Annotated in this window: 20 protein-coding genes and 1 tRNA gene; 15 read left to right on the plus strand and 6 right to left on the minus strand. The window is 46.4% G+C overall.

Going from position 1 to position 20,538, the window contains the following annotated elements:
- The first annotated feature begins 22 nt into the window (after positions 1-22).
- The 3 genes from B2U56_RS04920 to B2U56_RS04930 are packed head-to-tail and all read left to right on the plus strand — an operon-like array spanning position 23 to position 3,567.
- Positions 23-1,231 carry a S41 family peptidase gene (locus B2U56_RS04920; RefSeq protein ID WP_286952624.1) on the plus strand — a complete coding sequence of 403 codons (1,209 nt, stop codon included), beginning with the start codon at positions 23-25 and terminating at the stop codon, positions 1,229-1,231.
- Between the two features lie 15 nt (positions 1,232-1,246).
- Positions 1,247-2,278 carry a divergent polysaccharide deacetylase family protein gene (locus B2U56_RS04925; protein WP_286952625.1) on the plus strand — a complete coding sequence of 344 codons (1,032 nt, stop codon included), beginning with the start codon at positions 1,247-1,249 and terminating at the stop codon, positions 2,276-2,278.
- 2 nt (positions 2,279-2,280) lie between these two features.
- Positions 2,281-3,567 (plus strand): adenylosuccinate synthase, encoded by a 1,287-nt coding sequence (locus B2U56_RS04930; protein ID WP_286952626.1) that lies wholly within the window; start codon positions 2,281-2,283, stop codon positions 3,565-3,567.
- Positions 3,568-3,710: 143 nt separating this feature from the next.
- Here the strand turns inward: B2U56_RS04930 and B2U56_RS04935 are convergent.
- Positions 3,711-3,785: transfer RNA gene (locus B2U56_RS04935), tRNA-Val, on the minus strand.
- Between the two features lie 99 nt (positions 3,786-3,884).
- Between B2U56_RS04935 and B2U56_RS04940 the strand changes: the two genes are divergently transcribed.
- Positions 3,885-4,310, plus strand: coding sequence for a hypothetical protein (locus tag B2U56_RS04940; protein ID WP_286952627.1), 426 nt, complete (start codon positions 3,885-3,887; stop codon positions 4,308-4,310).
- Positions 4,311-4,380: 70 nt separating this feature from the next.
- On the plus strand, positions 4,381-6,003 hold the full coding sequence (locus tag B2U56_RS04945; protein ID WP_286952628.1) for a carbon starvation CstA family protein: 1,623 nt from the start codon (positions 4,381-4,383) through the stop codon (positions 6,001-6,003).
- Positions 6,004-6,051: 48 nt separating this feature from the next.
- Here the strand turns inward: B2U56_RS04945 and B2U56_RS04950 are convergent, their stop codons facing one another.
- Positions 6,052-6,228: a hydrogenase expression protein HypA/HybF gene (locus B2U56_RS04950; protein WP_213700990.1), complete on the minus strand. Its 177-nt coding sequence runs from the start codon at positions 6,226-6,228 to the stop codon at positions 6,052-6,054.
- A 137-nt stretch (positions 6,229-6,365) separates the two neighbouring features.
- Here B2U56_RS04950 and B2U56_RS04955 point away from each other — a divergent pair, with 137 nt between their 5' ends.
- Genes B2U56_RS04955 through B2U56_RS04965 form a run of 3 tightly spaced genes read left to right on the plus strand, consistent with a single transcriptional unit; the run spans position 6,366 to position 9,579 of the window.
- Positions 6,366-8,111, plus strand: coding sequence for a 2-oxoacid:acceptor oxidoreductase subunit alpha (locus tag B2U56_RS04955; RefSeq protein ID WP_286952629.1), 1,746 nt, complete (start codon positions 6,366-6,368; stop codon positions 8,109-8,111).
- On the plus strand, positions 8,108-8,968 hold the full coding sequence (locus B2U56_RS04960; RefSeq protein ID WP_213700999.1) for a thiamine pyrophosphate-dependent enzyme: 861 nt from the start codon (positions 8,108-8,110) through the stop codon (positions 8,966-8,968). The genes B2U56_RS04955 and B2U56_RS04960 overlap by 4 nt, the downstream gene beginning before the upstream one ends.
- 32 nt (positions 8,969-9,000) lie before the next feature.
- On the plus strand, positions 9,001-9,579 hold the full coding sequence (locus B2U56_RS04965) for a redoxin domain-containing protein (protein ID WP_286952630.1): 579 nt from the start codon (positions 9,001-9,003) through the stop codon (positions 9,577-9,579).
- Between the two features lie 50 nt (positions 9,580-9,629).
- Here B2U56_RS04965 and B2U56_RS04970 read toward each other — a convergent pair whose 3' ends face one another.
- The 4 genes from B2U56_RS04970 to B2U56_RS04985 form a co-directional block, all read right to left on the minus strand.
- A complete protein-coding gene (locus B2U56_RS04970; protein ID WP_213701001.1) occupies positions 9,630-10,382 on the minus strand; it encodes a hypothetical protein in 753 nt (250 codons plus the stop codon).
- Between the two features lie 19 nt (positions 10,383-10,401).
- Positions 10,402-10,893 (minus strand): 2-amino-4-hydroxy-6-hydroxymethyldihydropteridine diphosphokinase, encoded by a 492-nt coding sequence (gene folK / locus B2U56_RS04975; protein ID WP_213701003.1) that lies wholly within the window; start codon positions 10,891-10,893, stop codon positions 10,402-10,404.
- The gene (gene folP / locus B2U56_RS04980) at positions 10,893-12,116 is read right to left on the minus strand and encodes a dihydropteroate synthase (protein WP_286952631.1); all 1,224 of its coding nucleotides are present in this window, start codon (positions 12,114-12,116) and stop codon (positions 10,893-10,895) included. The genes folK and folP overlap by 1 nt, the downstream gene beginning before the upstream one ends.
- Positions 12,117-12,202: 86 nt before the next feature.
- A complete protein-coding gene (locus B2U56_RS04985) occupies positions 12,203-12,853 on the minus strand; it encodes a histidine phosphatase family protein (protein ID WP_286952632.1) in 651 nt (216 codons plus the stop codon).
- 179 nt (positions 12,854-13,032) lie between these two features.
- Between B2U56_RS04985 and hrcA the strand changes: the two genes are divergently transcribed.
- The 7 genes from hrcA to B2U56_RS05020 all read left to right on the plus strand — a co-directional run bounded on the left by hrcA (position 13,033) and on the right by B2U56_RS05020 (position 20,517).
- Complete coding sequence (gene hrcA, locus B2U56_RS04990; RefSeq protein ID WP_286952633.1) at positions 13,033-14,052, plus strand: heat-inducible transcriptional repressor HrcA; 1,020 nt, start codon at positions 13,033-13,035, stop codon at positions 14,050-14,052.
- Between the two features lie 18 nt (positions 14,053-14,070).
- Positions 14,071-14,682, plus strand: coding sequence for a nucleotide exchange factor GrpE (locus B2U56_RS04995; protein WP_213700032.1), 612 nt, complete (start codon positions 14,071-14,073; stop codon positions 14,680-14,682).
- A 58-nt stretch (positions 14,683-14,740) separates the two neighbouring features.
- Positions 14,741-16,564 carry a molecular chaperone DnaK gene (dnaK, locus tag B2U56_RS05000; RefSeq protein ID WP_013048821.1) on the plus strand — a complete coding sequence of 608 codons (1,824 nt, stop codon included), beginning with the start codon at positions 14,741-14,743 and terminating at the stop codon, positions 16,562-16,564.
- A 13-nt stretch (positions 16,565-16,577) separates the two neighbouring features.
- Positions 16,578-17,720, plus strand: coding sequence for a molecular chaperone DnaJ (gene dnaJ / locus B2U56_RS05005; protein ID WP_013048820.1), 1,143 nt, complete (start codon positions 16,578-16,580; stop codon positions 17,718-17,720).
- Positions 17,721-17,823: 103 nt separating this feature from the next.
- The gene (locus B2U56_RS05010) at positions 17,824-18,690 is read left to right on the plus strand and encodes a 50S ribosomal protein L11 methyltransferase (RefSeq protein ID WP_286952634.1); all 867 of its coding nucleotides are present in this window, start codon (positions 17,824-17,826) and stop codon (positions 18,688-18,690) included.
- Positions 18,687-19,991, plus strand: a complete 1,305-nt coding sequence (gene mtaB, locus B2U56_RS05015; protein ID WP_286952635.1) for a tRNA (N(6)-L-threonylcarbamoyladenosine(37)-C(2))-methylthiotransferase MtaB — start codon at positions 18,687-18,689, stop codon at positions 19,989-19,991. The genes B2U56_RS05010 and mtaB overlap by 4 nt, the downstream gene beginning before the upstream one ends.
- A 184-nt stretch (positions 19,992-20,175) precedes the next feature.
- Positions 20,176-20,517 (plus strand): histidine triad nucleotide-binding protein, encoded by a 342-nt coding sequence (locus tag B2U56_RS05020; protein WP_286952636.1) that lies wholly within the window; start codon positions 20,176-20,178, stop codon positions 20,515-20,517.
- Positions 20,518-20,538: the final 21 nt, after the last annotated feature.

Genomic DNA, 20,538 nt, shown 5'->3' on the forward strand with positions numbered 1-20,538 from the left:
AGAAAAGGAGCAAAGACATAGCATGTTCAAACGATTAAGAGGCGTTGCCTTCGGACTGATTTTAGGGGTAGTTCTTACAGGAGTTCTTTTGGGAGCCCATGCTTCAGACTTGGAGGATCTGGCCCGTTTCGTGCCTTTCAAACTTGAAAACCTCTGGCTTATAAAGCAGGCCCGGGCTATTATAGAAACTTACCAGATAGATAGCGAAGAAAAGAAAAAAGAAGAAAGGGATCTTGTCTACGGTGCAATGAAGGGCCTTGTTCAGGCCTACGGCGACCCTTATACCCGATTTGTAAGCCCCGAAGAACTGAAGGAAGAAGAGATTGAAATGGAGGGTGAATACGGGGGACTCGGTATTTATCTTGGCCATAGGGATGGAAAGACTTTGGTCATTAGCCCCATAGAAGATACGCCTGCTGACAGGGCCGGGTTGAAGCCGGGAGACGAAATAGTAAAGATAGGCGAAGATGTTATTATTGGCTGGGAATCCCAGCAAGTGGTAAAACGTCTTCGTGGCGCGGCAGGTACCTCTGTGATTATCTGGGTGCGTCGCGAGGGCGAAGAGAAATTGCTTCGTTTTGATTTGATGAGAGAAAACATTAAGCTTGTTTCCGTCCGCTCGGAAATGCTTGAAAAAGACACAGGATATATAAGGCTTTCTCAGTTTAAGCAGAAAACAGGGGATGAAGTGCGATCCGCCATTGTTGAGCTTGAGGAAAAGGGCGCTAAGGGGCTGATCCTTGACCTTCGTAACAATGGTGGCGGCCTTCTAAGCGCTGCTGTGGATGTAAGCGATCTTTTCCTCGATGGGAGCCTGGTGGTGGGAATGGAAGGCCGTGTAGAACGGGCGAACGATAAGCTGTATGCCAGGCCGGGGGTATTGACAGAGCTCCCTCTGGTAGTGTTGATCAATGAAGGCAGTGCGAGCGCATCCGAAATAGTGGCAGGAGCCCTTATGGACCATGAGAGAGGGGTGGTCGTTGGAAAGAAGAGCTTTGGGAAAGGGTCTGTACAAACCCTCTTCAACCTCTCAGACGGTTCGGGGCTTTATGTTACCATAGCTCGGTATCACACTCCTTCAAATAAGGTGATAGATAACATCGGCTTGACCCCTCAGATTACTGTGGAGGGGGAATACAACCCGGATCGCAAAAAGGATGTGCAGTTGAAACGTGCTATAGAAGAGCTCGTGAAGCTTGAAAAAGGAACGTCTCCTTTTTTGAAGAAGTAATCAGAGGAAAAATTTATGGTGAAAAAAAGATGGAAAAAAAGGGGGAGGTCCTATGACCTCCTCTTTATCCTGTCTAGCGTTTTTGTTTTATTTTTAACTCTTTTTCTTTTAACATCGACTAAACAAGAGGAAAAGCATGATGTGCGGCAAGTGCCGATCCCTATATCATCAGAAAAGAAGACTGAGCCTCTGTCTGCTGATCTATGGAAAGACAAGAAGAGCGTGATGGAATCACAATCTGAGCCTGCATTTGGTTCTGCCTCTAGTGGTGATATTGTTACACACTCTAACTTTGACCGCGAAAAAGAGATTAATACAGAAATCAAGGCAGAGGCAGAAGGTGAGAATAGAGATGAGGGGGAGCCGCTTCCTGTAATTGCTATCGTAATTGATGACTTTGGTTTTTCCTATTCGCTGGCAGAAAAAATTGCGGCCATAGATCTCCCTGTTACGTGGGCCATTATTCCCTATCAACGATTCACTCATGAAACAGCCCAGCTTGCCGCGTCAAAAAATATTCCTTATTTAGTGCACATGCCTATGGAAGCATTGGCAGACAAGTCCCAGGGAGCCTCACTTATAGGAGTTGGTATGTCGGCTCCGGCGCTCTCTAAAGAGGTGCGGGACGTTTTTGCCCTTTTGCCAGGTGCAGTGGGGATGAACAATCACAGAGGCTCGAAAGCCACAAGTGATAAGAAAACAATGGAAGCCTTGATGGAAACCCTTAGGCCATTAGAAAAGGTTTTTGTTGACAGTCGCACCTCTTCGCGTTCTGTTGCCTATGATATGGCCCTTTGTTATGGGATTCCAGCAGTGTATAATTCAGTGTTTCTTGACCATGAAAAAGATATTGAATTTATGAGAAAACAATTTCAGAGGGCGATTACTATCGCAAAGAGAAGAGGATGGGTTTTGGCAATATGCCATAACAGACCTGATTCAATCCCTTTTTTACAGGAACTTTGCGATTCTAATATAAACGTCGTAAAATTTGTAACGGTGCCTGAACTTCTCGAAGAAGAAAAGGGCACGATGAGGAGGCCTTGAAAGTGAAAGGACGAGTAGAGATTATTATAGGAGCCCAGTGGGGTGATGAGGGTAAAGGGCGTGTAGTTGACGCTCTGGGGAATCGGGTGGAGGTTTTCGCCCGTTACCAGGGGGGGGCCAACGCCGGGCACACGGTGATTGTCGAAGATGAAAAATACGTATTCCACCTTTTGCCGTCAGGGATGCTTTATCCTTGTAAATTATGTGTAGTGGGAAATGGAGTAGTGGTGGACCCGGAACAGCTCCTTAAGGAGCTCCACACCCTTCAGGAACAGGGAAAAGACAGGGCTCGTCTGATGATAAGCGGGTCGGCTCATGTAGTAATGCCTTACCACAAAATACTTGATAAAGCTGACGAGCAGTTCAGGAGCAAGGATAAAAAGATAGGGACAACGGGACGGGGCATTGGACCTTGTTATGTTGATAAATTCAATCGTTGCGGAATTCGCATTGAAGATCTTTTTGATCCCGATATATTGCGGGAAAAACTTTCCTTTAACCTTGAGCTGAAAAATCTTTTGCTGACGAAAGTCTATAATGCGGAGCCAGTAGCCTTTGATGACATATATGCCCAGGCCCGAGCCTGGGGCAAAGCCATGGAACCCTATGTTGCTGATGTATCCTTGGCATTGAGGGAAGCGATGCTTGATGGTAAAGGGATTTTATTCGAAGGAGCCCAGGGAACCCTCCTTGACGTTGATCACGGAACATATCCCTTCGTAACAAGTTCTTCCCCCATTGCTGCTGGAGGCTGTGTAGGATTAGGAGTAGGTCCGTCAGATGTTGACAGGGTTATCGGTGTCGTTAAAGCCTATTGTACAAGGGTGGGGGAAGGGCCTTTCCCTACAGAGGACCTTGGGGACCATGGCCAGACTTTACGGGATAGGGGCGGAGAATATGGTGCGACCACAGGTCGTCCACGCCGTTGCGGATGGCTTGATATGGTAGCTCTTAAATACGCAGTGCGTGTAAATGGCATGAGTTCCATAGCTCTCACGAAACTTGATGTTTTGACAGGTTTTGAAAAAATCAAGATATGTACTCATTATGAGGTGAATGGGGAGAAGCATGAAAACTATCTGACGAATACTTCCCTGCTAGCAAAAGCTTCGCCAGTTTACACCACTTTGGATGGCTGGAAAGAGGATATCTCTGGATGCAGAGACTTCGAAAAGCTGCCCGAAGCGGCTCGACGATATGTAGAGTATATAGAAAAAGGAACAGGGGTTCCAGTACAGCTCATAGGCGTTGGGCCAGGGCGAAGCCAAACTATACTCAGAGGTCTTTAATAAAAAGGGCTGAATAAAATGCGGACACCCATATGATAAGGGTGTCCGCATTTTATATGTACGCTATTTTTATAAAAAACTAAAAAAGATAAATATTTCTATCGAAATGGAGTTATAATAAATTAGTACATTTAAAAAAGAAATGGTGGGCGACACAGGGTTCGAACCTGTGACCTCTTCCGTGTGAAGGAAGCGCTCTTCCACTGAGCTAGTCACCCACGACAGAGCGTATTATAGCTGTCTTGCTTCATTATTTCAACCCACAGCGAAAAAAATTATTTGTATGTTGTATAATATTCGCACAGGGGTGATCGTAGATGGTTGACATGTCTTTTTTAGATAAAAGCATGGATTTATGGACCTATTGGGGATTCGAACCCTGGTCTTATAAGCAGATGAAGGGTGTATCCCGAAAGATAACCTTTGTAAAAGATTCCTTTTTAGGAGAAGTCGGCCGATACTACGCATACGACTATGTAGTCTGGACCCATCAGGGAGTACGTGATGCAGCAGATATCTTTTCTACGTGGAAACCCTTGTCTGATGTAATGACCCAAAGATTTCTTTTCATCGAACAGATCCCGACCTTTAAAAAGAAAGTCAAAACATTTTTTTGGGGTTTCAGAGGTTTTCTTGAAGTGTATTCTTATGTGCCCGGTGCAGTCTGGGATCCCAAAATTAAAGACCTTGCTCCTTTAGTCAATAAAGCGAAGGACATGGTTAATTCTCAAACTTGGGGGTGATGGCGCCCACAGAAACAGGGATTTGTGCGGCTAGTTTTTAATTTTCAAATCTTTTGGGAGGTGAAGAAAAATGTTGGCGATGCTATTTATTTTTTCACTAGTGTTTTTTGCAGTCATATATCGTATCCATGGTCGGTATATGGCCCGAATTTATGACCTTAATGACGATAATCCTACCCCAGCTGAAACTATGTATGATGGCATCGACTACTGTCCTGCCCACCCGGCAGTATTGCTGGGACACCACTTTGCATCCATAGCGGGGGCGGGGCCAATTGTTGGTCCCATAACAGCAGCCAGTATGTTTGGGTGGCTCCCTGCGTATTTGTGGTGCCTTCTTGGTTCTGCTTTTCTCGGTGGTCCCCATGACATGGGTGCTCTTGTTTCTTCTATGCGCCATAACGGCAAGTCAGTAGGTGAGGTTGTTGACCATTGGGTGGGCAAGCGCGGAAAGTTCTTCTTCCTAGTTTTTACTATTTTAACCCTTATTCTGGTTGTCGCAGTCTTTTTGCAGCTCTCTGCCAATACCTTTGCTGCTGACACTGCTGTTGCCTTTTCGAGTGTTCTTTACATCTTTATGGCTGTTATCTTTGGTGTTCTTGTCTATAAATATAACACTCCCCTCTGGCTTATGACGCTGGTCATGGTACCCATTGTCATAGGAGCCTGCTGGTATGGAAACTATGCCACGTGGGTTGCAGGGGCTTTCGCATACTCTATGCCCACATGGCGGTGGGTATTGGCTGTTTATATCCTTCTCGCATCTGTATTGCCTGTATGGCTTCTGTTGCAGCCACGAGACTATCTTGCCTCATTCTTCCTTTATTTCGCAGTTATTGTTGGTGCCATCGGAATGGTTTTTGGCAGAAATTTCGAAGTCAAGCTCCCCGCTTTCAAGGGATTTGTTGCAGGCGATCAATATATGTGGCCCATGCTTTTTGTCATAGTGGCATGCGGTGCCATTTCCGGCTTTCACTCCCTTGTAGGAAGCGGTACGACTTCAAAACAGCTTCGGCGTGAAACAGACAGCACTCTGGTCGGGTTTGGATCGATGCTTCTTGAGGGTGTTGTGGCTGTTATCGCTATCGGAACAATTATGATTAGCGGTCAAATATTAGAAGGAGGGCCCGTTGTCACCTATGCTAAAGGCTTTGGTCAATTTGCAGGGCTTCTTGGCATTGATCCAAAAATAGGAGCATCTCTTGGAGGATTGGCCATTAACTCTTTCTTGCTGACATCTCTTGACACGGCAACCCGTCTGACCCGGTATCAGATTCAAGAGCTTGCGAATATGAAAGTCGATAAATATACGGCAACCATTGTCGCCATAGCTGCCGCTATGGCTTTGCTGCTGGTCAAAACCGTTGGTCCGGATGGAAAAGCAATTCCGGCCTGGGCTGCTATTTGGCCTATGTTTGGAGCGGCAAACCAGCTAGTTGCTGCTCTGGCTCTTTTGGCAGTGGGAGTCTGGGTGGTTAAGGGATTGAAGAAGGATAACTCTTTCCTTATGATTCCCATGTGGTTTATGTTGGCGACTACAGTTGCCGCCTTACTCTTCATGATCAAAGAAAAACTGACTGGAGTTCCGAACTATTTGCTGGTATCCATTTCTATTATCCTGCTAGTCTTGGCTATCCTTATGGTTCGGGAATCCTTCCGTGCTTTAAAAGTAAAGGATGAATCTAAAGCGTAAATAGAAAGGGGTCGGAACTTTCTCTAAAGTTCCGACCCCTTTCATATGTTAATTGTTAGGGCCGCCAACGCTGAATGATTTACTGTTCCAGGATTTGCCCCGTTTTAAAGGCTCTCCTTCTAGTTTCGAAAGATAACGACTTCCGCAATAGACACACTTCATAACGGCTTCTGTCGTTTCCAATTCGAATTCTTTTTTGCATTCAAGGCACTTAAACTTGGCCACACACAAACACCTCCGTTTAGATATTCTATGATGGCTTCTCTATTATAGTAGATTTTCTTTTTTCATAAAGTGCTTTAGCCTGAATAGTGTAAACTTGTACTATAACAGTATGCCATAAAAGAGAGAGGAGGCGTCACATGAGCAGAATCCCTTTGCGCAAAGCTGCAAAAGATATTTCCATCGTACTGTGCGGAGCTGCTGGACAAGGTGTTCAGACAGTGGAGGAGTTGTTGATAGGAGCTTTTCGGCAAGCGGGGTATAGTGTCTTTGCCAGCAGGGAATATATGTCGCGAGTCAGGGGGGGAAACAATTCTACAGAAATCAGAATATCTTCGTGGCCAATACGGGCCTTTGTTGACCGTATCGACATTCTAGTGCCCTTAAGCCCTGGTATTCGCGATAATATTCTGAGACGCATCTCAGAAGAGACGGTAATTATATGTGACAGTAAAGAAATGGGCGAGGAAGGAGAGAGCCTGGGAGGCTCTTTGTTTGATGTAGACATTGTCCAGATTGCCAAAGACATTGGAGGCAGGATTTTTGCAAACTTTGTTGCTGCCGGGGTGATTATAGGCCTTATAGAGGGAGGTCTGGAATGGGCAAAAGGTTTTTGCGACGAGAGATTTGCCGGAAAAAAAGAAGATATCGCGGAAAAGAACAAAATTGCTTTAGAGAGAGGATATGAAGTGGGGCGTGCCCTTGTAAAGGGAGATTCCATACTCCTTCCACCAGAAGCAGTTATGCGTTCAGCTCATAGAGTGGTGATGAATGGCACCGATGCCATTTCTCTGGGGGCTCTTGCCGGAGGATGTTCTTTTATAACAGCCTACCCCATGTCCCCAGCCACGGGAGTTTTAACCTACATGGCACAAAAGGCAGAGGAAATGGGGATTGTTGTAGAACAGGCTGAGGACGAATTAGCAGCGATCAACATGGCTTTAGGGGCTTCCTATGCAGGAGCGAGGGCAATGGTTTCCACTTCAGGAGGCGGTTTTGACCTCATGTGTGAAGGAATTAGCCTGGCGGGAGTGATGGAGACACCTGTGGTTATACATCTTGCGCAACGTCCTGGCCCGGCTACTGGGATGGCTACTCGAACGGAACAGGGAGATCTGGATGTGGCATTATACGGGGGCCATGGAGAGTTTCCAAGGGCTGTACTGGCACCAGCCACTCTGGAAGAAGCTTTCAGGTTGGGAGCAAAAGCTTTTTATCTGGCTGAAACATATCAAATTCCTGTGATACTTATGACAGATCAATATTTTCTCAATTCTTATTACGATATCCCCATTCCTGATGTGAAAGCTGCTGTAATCCCCTCTGCGATCATTGAAACGGAAGAAGATTATCGGCGTTATGAAATTACAAGTAACGGCATTTCTCCAAGAGGCATTCCTGGCTATGGCAAAGGCATTGTAGGTGCAGATAGTCACGAACATGATGAGATCGGACATGTGTATGAAGACTTTGATCTTCGTGAACGTATGGTGCGAAAGCGTTTCAGAAAACTGGAAAAGATGAAGGTTGAAGCGGAAGAACCATTATTTGTGGGGCCATCGGACTATAGAACTCTTATTATAGGGTGGGGTTCAACTTTTCATATTCTTGAAGAGGCTCTTGATTATATTGGGCGTTCGGATGTGGCTCTCATGCATTTTCAGCAACTTTACCCCCTTCCGGAAAATCTAGGAGAGAGACTTGAACAAGCTCAAAGGATCGTTGTTGTAGAGGGAAATAATAGAGGGCAATTTGCCCGCCTTTTAAAGAGTGAAATTGGCAGGGAGCCAGACTATGTGCTTGGACATTACTCTGGTTTGCAATTTTCAGTAGAACAGATAGCGAGAGATCTGGACTCATGTTTTATAGGGGAGGTGTTGTCGTGAACTCGACAATCTTTGATCTTCCGTCTGCTGATATGTCATGGTGTCCCGGATGTGGAGATTTCCTCATACTTGATGCCTTAAAGATAGCTTTTACAAGGTTGGGATGGAAACCTGCGGATGTGGTTATCGTTACTGGAATTGGACAAGCGGCAAAGACTCCTCATTTTATGAAATGTCATTTTTTCAATGGACTTCACGGCAGGGCACTCTCAAACGCTACAGGAATTAAAGCGGCAAACCCTTTATTGAATGTAGTCGCTATTGGCGGTGATGGCGATATGTATGGAGAAGGAGGAAATCACTTTATCCATACTATTCGAAGAAACCCTGACATTACAAACATTGTTTATGACAACATGGTTTATGGCTTGACAAAAGGTCAGGCGTCCCCAACAAGTTTTCTCGGTTTTAAAACGCCTGTTCAGGTACATGGTGTAACGTCTGTGCCCTTTAATCCCTTAGCTGTGGCCATTGTTCTTGGTGCCACCTTTGTGGCCCGGGCCTTTGCCGGTGATGTAGAAGAAACGGCGTTTCTTATAGAACAGGCTGTTCAACATAAAGGATATGCTTTGCTTGATATTTTTCAACCGTGCGTATCCTTTAACAAGGTGAATACGTATAATTGGTTTAAAGAGAATACCTATTATATTGGCGACAGCCATAATTCTGCCGATCAGAAAGCAGCCCTGGCTCTGGCCCTTAAAAGTGATAGTTTTCCCCTTGGAGTTTTATATCGACAGGAAGGCAGAGCTGCCTTTGAAGAGAATATGGACGCTTATAAAGGTGATAAAGCTCCTTTGTTTAAGAGAATGGCAAAAATTAAGACTATTGAAGGTTGTATTACATCTATGGCATAATAGGTGTACTTTTTAAAGGGGGGGAAGTTCATATGCTAGATCTGATCCAGATGGGGTATGAAGGTCCCGATTTTTGTCTGAAAGATCAATTTGGAACATATGTAACCCTTTCTTCGCTAAAAGGAAGAAATATACTGCTTTCATTTCATCCTTTAGCCTGGACAGCGGTCTGTCAAGCCCAGGTTAACTCAATAGATGCTCATATAAAGCTCTTTGAAAGGCTTAACACCCTGCCCTTTGCCCTGAGTGTAGATTCCTTTGCGGCGAAAAAAGCCTGGAGTGATGCCCTTGGCATAAAAAAACTTCAATTTCTTTCTGATTTCTGGCCCCATGGAGATGTTGCCAGGCAATATGGGGTGTTTGTAGAGAAAGAGGGGTTTTCAGCGAGGGCAAATATCATTCTTAATGAGAAGCACGAAGTGATCTTTGCCAAGGGCTACGAATTAGGGGAAGTTCCTAATCTCCGGGAAATAATTTTTCTGCTTAAAGACTATACCCAGACTGAGATCCCTAACCTTGATATGGAGATACAGAGATGTCTGAAAGACGCTATGGGGAGAACAGTCTGTATGAAGGACAGCCGGTCAAAAGGGATTGACGCCACAAATTAGCGTTACTTAAATACGTATAAGTGCAGTGAATCCCCCGGCGCAGCCGGGGGTCAGTTTTGCCAATTTATGCTGAGGACCTTTTTCCAATTAAAATTAATGATCGCTTCTCTGGAAGGTGATTGCCCCTTCCCCATTTTCTCAAAATCATCATAAAGCCTGTCATAGCCTGATCGAATGGTGCTATTTATTTCAGCTTTGCGAACGAGATCAGCAATGGGCAGAAGCTGGCGATAAACTTCTGGGACGAGGACAAAATTAGGCCCGTCTAGTGTGAGCCCAACAGTGTATACAAAAGTCAGAAGGGGTAATTTGTTTTGTTCCAGGTCTCCCAGTTCAGCATAGGCAGGAAGAGTAGGAGACATGTAAAGAAAGACATCGTCTGGTATGGTTAAATGAAGAGGCAATGAGTCCCAGCGAGACCGTCCTGCCGGCGTGACGGCAAGCCATGCCCTTGGAGTTTCCGTAAGGGCAGTGATCCAGAGGAAATAGCCTTTTGTCGTATCAGGATCTGTAAAAGAAAGTTTCCAGATGAGATCTGCGCATAGGTCATTGTCCGCTATAGGCAGGCACCATGTGCTGTTTGTGATCCGCTTGCCCTGAAGGATCTTGAGGGGATGGAGGCCAGCAGGAGATCTAAGCCAGGCCTCTTCTATGATCCCTTTTCTATTCTGAACTGTCAGCGCAAGGGGATGTCCTGGCACTGAGTATACCTGGAGCGGATTTGCCGCTGCCAGAGCAGAGAGAGAAAGAAGAAGGCTAGCTGCTGCTATGATGGCAATTCTACAAATCTTCTTACATTGCATAAACGCCAAACACCTCCTGCTACAGACTGGATATTTTTAGCAATGTTTCATCTTGCAAGTGAATATCTTCTGCCAGTTTTTTTACAGAAACCTTCAACAGGGGATGTATCCAATCCGGAGCTATTTGTGCAAGGGGCATAAGAACAAAAGCTCTTTTATGCATTTCCGGGTGGGGAACCTTGAGCGTTGAGCTATCCAGCACTTCGCCGTTTTCCAGAAGTAAAAGATCGATATCTATTTCCCGGGGTCCCCATCGCAGTCTGTGGACACGTCCCATTTCCTGTTCTATGGACTTTACAACGGAGAGTAACTCTTCAAGATCAAATTTTGTATCAATAACTATACAGGCGTTTAAAAAACGGGGTTGATCAGTCACTCCCATAGGCGCCGTTTCAAAAATATCACTTTTAGCAATGATGACAACGCCCTTTTCCTTGAGAAGCTGTACTGCTTTCCTCAAGTTATTCATTCGGTCGCCGACGTTGCTTCCAATACCTAGCGCTAGGCGCATCACAATTCTGCCTCCCTTATGGCATCGATCATTTCTAAAACGTCATGGGTTGCCTCTACGTCATGAACCCGCACAAGTTCAACCCCTTCTCCAGCACAATAGGCAGAAACTGCCATGGTCCCATAAAGGCGTGACTCAGGGTTTTCTTTATTAAGGATGTTCTTGATAAATCCTTTCCTTGAATGACCTATAAGAAGTGGGCGCCCAAGACTTCGAAAGGATTGGATAGACTTAAGGATACGGAGATTGTCCTGTAAACGTTTTCCAAATCCGATCCCAGGGTCAATTATAACGCGATCTGCCGAAATCCCCACATTTTCCAGTTCTTGGAGTTTCTTTTCAAAATAATCAATGGATTCTTCAACGACATCGTTGTAAAAAGGATTTGACTGCATGGTTTGGGGAGTACCCTGGATATGGGACAGCACGTATGAAAGCCCTGTTTCGGCAACTGCCTGAAGCATGCCGCTGTCAAGGGTAAACCCTGATATGTCATTAATGATATCTGCTCCATTCTCTGCTGCGACTCTTGCGATATTCCCTTTATATGTGTCTACAGAGATCACCTGTTCAGGAAATTTTTTTCTAAGAGCTCGAAGTACTGGGAGCAGACGGCCTTTTTCTTCTGTTTCTGAAATTGGTTCGGATCCAGGTCGGGTAGACTCTGCCCCTATATCGAGGATATGAGCGCCTGCATCGATCATTTTTTGAGCCCTTATAAGAATCTCTTCTATGTCAGCAGTGAAAAGCCGGCTGTCTGAGTAAAAGGAATCCGGGGTTATGTTAATGATGCCCATGATCTTCGTTTTCCCTTTGCCGAGACCAAGGGTGCGGCCGCCTGGCAGGGGAATGTTCCACGCGGCAATATGGCTTTTTCGAAAGGCGGCATAAAGGGCTTTACGCAGTGTATCGAGTCCCCAGCATGACATGGCTTCCAGCTTGGGGAAGATAGCCTTATACTGGCCTTCTGTTCCAATTAGCAGAACGTCGCTTCTCTCTGTTCTTCCATCAATAACGTTGCGGTGTACTATAGCATCGCCCCCTCGGGCGAGCATTTCCTGCTTTAAATAGGCGGCTGCGCGAAAATCGACCTGGGGGATCCAAAAGGAAAGGACTTCCCTTTTAGGCAAAAAGTATGCTGCGGATCGGGGGTCAGCCCCGATTTTTGCTATTAATGATAAAAGATCGTTGCTATTAAGTATCTTTAATTCGTATGTAGCCAATGCACAGATCCCTTTCTCAGAATATTTTTAAAGAAGGTGAAGCACAAAGATAATAAGTCCTCTTGATGAGGAGGTCAAGAAAAAGGTTAAACCCACTCGGTGACGACCTTCTTTAAATGGGATGTCTGATTTAAACAGAAAAGGCCGTATCCTCGTTTAGGGTCGTAGATAAGGACGCTGTATGAAGCAGTGTCCATGTGTATTTTCCAGAAATAGGGTACAGGTATTCCCAGACAAGCGGCGATAAGGGGTTTAAGAACAGTGCGGTGGGAAACGAGGACAAAGGTCGTTCCTTCATGTTTTACCACAAGTTCCTTCAGAGCAGCAAAAGATCGCTGCTGTATCTCAGCGAGTGTTTCGGCCCCAGGCAGGGCAAGCCTTTCAGGGCTGGTCAACCATATATTCCATTCATGGGGGTATTCAAAGGCAATCTCTGACTTGAGACGTCCTTCCCAGCTGCTAAAATATATATTGTTGAGCCCTTCATGGATCATAACTTCATTCTTACTGCATGCGTCAGCTATTTCAGAGGCTGTCTGCCGTGCCCTCAATAGCGGACTCGAATATATAGCCGAAGGTGAGAAGGGGATGATGGCTTTCCCAAGATCTCTTGCCTGTTCCAGCCCCCGTTCATTCAGTGGGTAGTCGATCTGACCTCTGAATCGTTCCTCTCTGTTCCCTTGGCATTCTCCGTGTCGGGCTAAAAAAATTGTCGTATGTTTATATTTGGTAGCCATCATAAAGCCTCCTTGTTGTTATCTATGTCAACCTTTATAACAGAAAATTGAAGGAAGAACAAAAAGGTTGACCAGTCTTGACAATACTTCTAAGGGTTGATAATCTACCTTTTGTAAATAGTGAGGCTAGCACTCATTAGCACAGAGTGCTAATACACCCTCAAAAGGAGGGGAGGTTCATGCTTACCGAGCGGCAACTCGAGACTGTTCTAGCCGTCGTATATGAGTATATCCAGACAGGAGAGCCAGCTGGCTCCAGAACTATTGCCCGTAAATATCTGAGAGGGTGCAGTGCCGCTACTGTTCGTAATGAAATGTACGATCTTGAGCAGATGGGGTACTTCTATCAGCCTCATACTTCTGCAGGGCGTCTTCCTACATCCAGGGCCTATCGCCTTTACGTTGATTCCATTTTACATAGAAGAAGAGTTCCCCCAATAGGATTTGAACACTGGCGGAATGGCATAAGCGATCAGAAGCAGGGGATAGAATCCCTTCTTTCATATGCCTCTCAACTTCTCGGTCGTGTTACAAATTATGTGGGAGTGGCTGCTATTTCTTCTCTTCACGAAGTGGAGATACAGAGGGTTGATTTTTTGTGCCTTGGTGGAAACACTGTTTTGGTCATACTTGTTCTTGAAGGCGGGCTTGTCCATCATAATACGGTAACGTTGCCTTGCGAACTCTCACAGGATTCTCTGGATGAGCTGGCTAGGCGGATTAACATGGTAGCTGTGGGACATCCGTGGTCAGAAGTCCGCGAAGTGTTGTACTCTTACGTACTCGAGGGGCTTGAAAAGCTTTCCAGCGCATGTCGTGCCGCAATCCTTCAGATGGACGCCTTATTACAGAAATATAATTACAAGCTCTTTACTGGCGGCGCTCAGCATATTTTAAGCTTGCCGGATTTTCAGGATGTCAGCAAACTTCAGGCAGTGATATCCCTTCTCGAGGAAGAGTCGTCCCTCGTTGAAATGGTGGGGCGATGCTCAGTTGGCGGAGAAGTCTGCGTGACTATTGGGGACGAAAACCCGGAAGTCGGCATGCAAAATTGTTCTGTTCTTATGGTTCCGTCCCGCAAGAGAGGGCGCAAAACTGTTTTGGGCATTATTGGCCCCATGAGAATGGATTATGAAAAAACCATTGCTGTTCTTGAAGCGATGATGGCAGATATTGAAGAAGATGATACGAATTCATAAAATAAGGAGGTTTGTTCTATGACCCCTGGAGATAAGGATTTTCAGGCTCAGGATTTTCCTATGGAAGAGGCAGTAGAAAAGGTAGAGACTGCAGAGCTTCCTCAAGAAAAGATCCTTGAAATTGTAACAAGGGAAAAAGAAGAAATGGAAAAAGTTATAGAAGAGCTTAAAAGTGAGAATGAAGCATTGAGAACTGCTGCCGCCTCAGCCAGAGCCGATTTCCATAACTTCAAAAATAGAGTGGATAGAGAAAAGGAACGGTACATCCGTTTGGCTGGAGAGCGGATTGTTTTGCTGCTTTTGCCAGTCCTCGACAACCTTGACAGGGCTTTGAGCCAGTCAGAGAAAACTGAGGAACAGGATATTCGAACGGGAGTTGCTATGGTTCGCCGCCAATTCCTATCGGTGCTTGAGAGTGTTGGGGTTTCTGAGATCCCTACAGAGGGAGAAGTTTTTTCTCCGGCTTGCCACGAGGCCGTAGGAATAGAGGATGTGGAAGATCCTGAAAAAGATGGGATTGTTATATTGGAACTTCAGAAAGGCTACAGAATGGCCGACAAGGTGATTCGAGCCTCCAGAGTTAAGGTTGGCAAATATAGAGGAAACAAAGAAGCGAATCAAGATGCTTAGTATAGAGCTCAATTAAGAATTTCGCAGGAAATTATACTCTTTTCTAGAGGTGATATGTATGTCAAAGGTAGTGGGAATAGACCTAGGAACGACCAACAGCTGTATAGCTGTTAAAGAAGGAGATAACATAACTATTATATCGAATGCGGAGGGAGCGCGAACAACGCCCTCAGTGGTAGCTTTCACTAAGGATGGGGAACGGCTCGTTGGTCAGCTGGCCAAACGGCAGACCATCGTTAATGCGGATCGCACCATCCTTTCTATTAAAAGGGACATGGGAAGTGAAAAAACAGTTCAGATTGACGGCAAAGCCTACACTCCACAGGAGATTTCTGCCATGATACTGCAGAAATTGAAACGGGATGCTGAGGATTATATTGGCGAACCTGTGACAAAGGCAGTTATAACGGTTCCGGCTTATTTTACCGATGCTCAGCGCCAGGCGACGAAGGATGCCGGTACCATTGCCGGACTTGAAGTGCTTCGGATTATCAATGAACCCACCGCGGCAAGCCTTGCCTATGGAGATTCAAAGCAGGGAGAAAGCAAGCTGCTTGTTTTTGACCTGGGCGGCGGAACCTTTGATGTATCCATTCTTGATGTAGGTGAGGGCGTGTGCGAAGTGCTTGCCACCTCGGGCGACAACATGCTGGGCGGTGACGATTGGGATAGTCGTATCGTAGGGTGGATGGTCGCTGAATTCAAGAAGCTGGAAGGCATCGACCTGAAGAATGACCGCATGGCGCTGCAGCGCTTGCGAGAAGCGGCGGAGAAGGCCAAGGTGGAACTTTCCTCCATGCCGGAAACTACCATATCCCTGCCCTTTATTACGGCAAATGAAACTGGGCCTAAACATCTCGAAATGTCCCTTTCCCGGGCCAAGTTCGAAGAGCTGACCCAAGACCTTATGGCCAGGGTGGAAGGCCCTGTAAATCGGGTATTGAGCGATTCTGGCCTTTCCGCAAAGGATTTGGATAAAATATTGCTCGTTGGCGGTTCCACCCGAATGCCCATGGTGCAGAAGAAAATTAAGGATCTTCTTGGCAAAGAACCCACGAAAGGCATCAATCCAGACGAATGTGTTGCGGCTGGCGCCGCTCTTCAGGGTGCTATTATGACGGGAGACCATCATGATATAGTTCTCGTGGACGTAACCCCTCTCTCTTTAGGTCTCGAGACCCTTGGCGGTGTATTTACCAAGATCATCGAACGAAATACAGCCATCCCTACATCACGGAGCCAGGTCTTTACCACTGCGGCTGATAATCAGAACCAGGTAGAGATCTTGGTATTGCAGGGAGAGCGCCCTATGGCGGCAGATAATGTAAAACTTGGAAGCTTTGTGCTCGACGGGATTCCGGCAGCCCCTCGCGGCGTTCCCCAGATAGAAGTGACTTTCAATATCGACACAAACGGAATCCTTAACGTTTCAGCAAAAGATAAAGGCACGGGCAAGGAGCAGCGGATCACCATTCAGTCCTCACGGCTTTCTGATGAAGAAATAGAGAAGATGAAAAGCCAGGCAGCAGAGCACGAAAGTGAAGATAGGGAGAGAATAGAAGCAGCTGAACTCAAAAATGAGGCAGACGGCATAATATATCAGGCAGAAAAACTTATCCGGGATCATGGCGACAAAATCTCAGCTGAAGAGAAGGGCAAGATCAATACCGCTGTTGAAGAGATAAAGAAAGCTCTTGAAAGCGGCGATCTGGAGAAGATGAAAGCTGCCAAGGAAACCTTGATAAAAGAAATTCAGGAGTTTTCTGAGCGGTTGTATAGCCAGGCAAATGCCTCCTCCAGTGCCGAAGGAGAAGGAACTCAGGAAGCTTCAGGCGCCGGAGAGACCGTAGACGCAGAGTTCAGCGATCAGGGTCAGGCGTAAGGGGTGATTTGAAGTGCCATCTCCCGGTACGCAGGAAGATCTATACGAAATACTTGGCGTTCCCCGGGATGCCTCGTCAGCTGATATTAAAAAGGCCTATCGTCAGCTTGTTCGGAAATATCACCCTGATGCAAATCCAGGTAATGCCGATGCTGAGGAGAAATTCAAGAAGATCAATATGGCCTATGAGGTCTTAAGCGACTCTCAGAAGCGTGCCCAGTACGATCAGTTTGGTACTGTGGGCGATATGCCTCCAGGCGGCAGTCCCTTCGATGGTTTTGGCGGTATGGGGGATGTTTTCGGAGATCTCTTTGAAAATATATTCGGTGGGGGAATGGGGCGGCGCCGAGCCGACCCCCGAGCACCCCGCCAAGGCGCGGATCTTGAAATGAGAGTTACAATCAGCCTCAAAGACGCTGCTCTTGGGCTAGATCATGAAGTGGAGATCCCCCGATGGGATAATTGCGCTCGGTGTAATGGAAGCGGCGCAGAACCAGGGACGTCGCCAGAGAGATGTTCACGCTGTGGAGGTACGGGCCAGGTGGAAATTCGCCAGCAAACTCCTTTTGGGCAGTTCGTTTCTGTTTCTCCCTGTCCTGAATGTGGCGGGTCTGGCCAATTTATCAGGAATAAGTGTTCTTCTTGTAACGGCCAGGGACGGACGCGGAACCTCCATCGTGTTAAAGTGAAAATTCCAGCCGGTGTGGACGTAGGAACAAGGTTGCGCATCCATGGTGAAGGCGAGGCTGGTATTAACGGCGGCCCGCCAGGAGATCTCTATCTTGTCGTTAACATAGAGGACCATCCCGTCTTTAAGAGAGATGGGTCAGATCTTCATAAGAAAGAGGCCATTGCTTTTCCAACGGCAGCCCTGGGAGGGATGATTCGCCTGGAAACGTTGATAGATGGGGTAGAGGAATTGGAGGTTCCTTCGGGAACCCAGCCAGGAAAAGTCTTCCGTATTCGCGGCAAAGGAATGCCCAGACTTAGAGGAGGCCGAGGCCGGGGAGACCTGTTCATCCATGTAACGGTAGAAGTTCCCACCCGTCTTACAGAAAAACAAAAAGCGCTGATTGAAGGTTTGGCCAAGGAAATGGAGCTTGAAGTAAAGGACGAAGGCCTGTTTTCTAAGTTTAGAAACCTTTTCGGTTCTTGAGAAAGGGCTGCATTTTTGAATTCTTCGTGGTAGACTCAAGACTTGCCGGGGGGGCCTACGCCTCCCCGTTTTTTCCCAAAGTTTTTATAGAGGAGGACGAATTATGGCCGGAGCAGAAAGTTTCTGGTGGTATATAACCCTGGAAGGAGAAACAGGACTTGAAGAGGAAATGGTTTCTCTCGCCGATCTTTCTGGCGGAATAGGCTCTGAAGAGCATGAAAGCCCCGAAAAGATTCTTCTCCGTATCTATTATCGAACCTCCCATGACCTAGGCTACTGGCTTGATGAGCTCAATCGTATTCTTGAGCCTCTATCAGGCATAACTGCCGTCGATATGGGGAAAATAGAAAATCGGCAGTGGCATACTGAATGGAAAGAGGCTTTTCCTCCTTTGCCCGTAGGGGAGGAGTTTGTTGTCATGGCACCCTGGCATCGGGGTTCGGAACCCAGGGACCGCATACCGCTTTACATCTACCCTGGCTCCGCATTTGGCACAGGGTATCATGAGAGTACTCAAATAGCCCTGACCCTTTTGGAACGCCATATGAAACCACACTGGGATGTGGCTGATATCGGGACAGGGTCTGGCATTCTCTTTATTGGGGCGATCCGCCTTGGTGCCGGCAAGGTCTATGCGAGGGACCTGGATCCCGCGGTATTGGACGAAGTGTTGAATAATATGGAACTGAACGGCATATTCAGAGAAGAAGTAGATTTGAAAGAAGGAGACCTGCTTAAAGATTTTAACCACCAGGTCAACCTGTTAATGGCGAACATTATCATTGAGCCCCTTATTTCGATGGTGCCTCATGTCCCCGCAGTGTTAAAAGATGACGGGATTGCTATTTTTTCAGGGCTTCTAGTTAAAGAAAAGGTAATGTTTATGGAGGCCCTTGGCAAAGCGGGTTTGAAGATTATAGATGAACTTGAACAAAATGAGTGGTGGGGAGTGGCAGTAACCAGAAAATGATGGGCGCCTTGCAAGGAAAAAAGATCTGTATTATGGCCATGGGGTGCCGCTCCAATCAGTCTGAAGCGGATTCCCTGGCCTCTATGTTAAAGAGGGCAGGTTCCGAAATAGTGAAGGCGCCGCCCTATGATGCAGCAGTCCTGATCACATGTACAGTGACGGCAATTGCAGATAAAAAAAGTCGTCAGCTTCTCAGGCGGCTGCGAAGGCAATCTCCTGAAGCTCTTCTTGTGGCTACGGGCTGCTGGGCTCAACAGGCAGCCCCTAATCTTGCCCAGAGCCTTGGGGTCGACCTTCTTGTGGGCAACAGGCAGAAATGGCAGATTCCCTCCCTGTTGAACCACGCTCTCAGGAAAAAAGGACCATTACCCTTAACTATTGTGAGAAAAGATATTCTTCATAGCGGAGAATGGGACCATCTTTTTCAATTCCAGCCCCTTCTTCACAGTAGGGCCTTTGTCAAGATTCAGGACGGATGTAATCATTTTTGTTCCTATTGTGTTATTCCCTTTGTTAGGGGGAAACCTGTGAGCAGGCCATTGAACAGTGTGCTTGAAGAGGTTCGCTCCATAGCAGATTCAGGATGCACTGAAGTTGTACTTACAGGCGTCCATCTTGGCCTCTACGGCCAGTTTGGGGAAGTCTCTCTAGGGGAATTGGTACGACAGGCAGGAGCAATTCCGGGGGTTGAACGTATTCGTTTCGGTTCCCTGGAACCCTTTGGGATAAACGATGAATTGCTTTCAGCTCTGGCTGAGACACCTCAGTTTTGCCCCCATCTCCATCTCCCCCTCCAAAGTGGCGATGACGCTGTATTGCAGAGAATGAGACGGGGGTACTCTGCATTGGAATATATGGCTTCAGTGGAGAGGGTACGGCATTATCTCGGCTCTCGCATACATATCAGTACAGATGTTCTCGTGGGTTTTCCAGGAGAAGATGAAAAGGCCTTTGCTAACACCCTGTCTCTTATGAATGAAGTTGGCTTTGGAAAGGTCCATGTTTTCCCTTACTCCCCTAGAGAGGGGACCAGGGCGGCATCTTTTGATGATCACCTTCCCAGACACGTTGTGCAAGAACGGGTCCATAAGGTCATGGAAATGGGAGAACTGCTTTTTAGAGAATATTGTTCAAAGTGGGTTGGAGAAGAAATTTCTGTGTTCATTGAAGATGCTGCGGAAACTGGATCCACAGGCCTGACCCCCTTTTTTGTGAAAGCGGTTATTCCCCAAATGGCCGCGCCAGGGCGCATTGTAAGAACTTTGACCAGGTCATATGATTCAGAACAACTTTATGGATAGTATTATTTATTGTTTATGATTAATTTTTGACTGGTATAATAAAGAGTGTAAACGAACTGATTTTTTAAAGTCTTGAAAAAGATTTCTTAATTTGCCAGTTTTAAAGGGTAATAGTTTGGCTTAAGTCTATTGTCCAGAAGAAAAATCTAGTATAGAATAACCTGAAGTTGAGAGGTGGGTTTTAGTGAGCAGAAATTGTCTCTTCTGTAAAATAGCCGAAAAAGCTTTGGATGCCCGAATAGTTTATGAAAATTCTAAGGTTATAGCTTTTGAAGATGTTAATCCTCAGGCTCCTGTTCACGTGCTTGTTATTCCCAAAAAGCACGTAGGATCTGCTGCCGAAGTTCTCGAAGGTGAGGTTTGGGCAGATCTTATGGGAGCAGTAACAAAAGTTGCCCGGGAACTTGATCTGGGCAATGGCGGTTATAGGCTGGTAATTAACTGTGGTGCACAAGCCGGACAAACAATCCCCCACCTTCATGTTCACCTGTTGGCGGGACGATCGTTCCGCTGGCCACCAGGTTAGGCAATGTGGGTGGCATAGAAA

Origin of the sequence: Aminobacterium sp. UBA4987 (assembly GCF_002396985.1) — a bacterium.
Taxonomy (GTDB): Bacteria; Synergistota; Synergistia; order Synergistales; family Aminobacteriaceae; genus Aminobacterium; species Aminobacterium colombiense.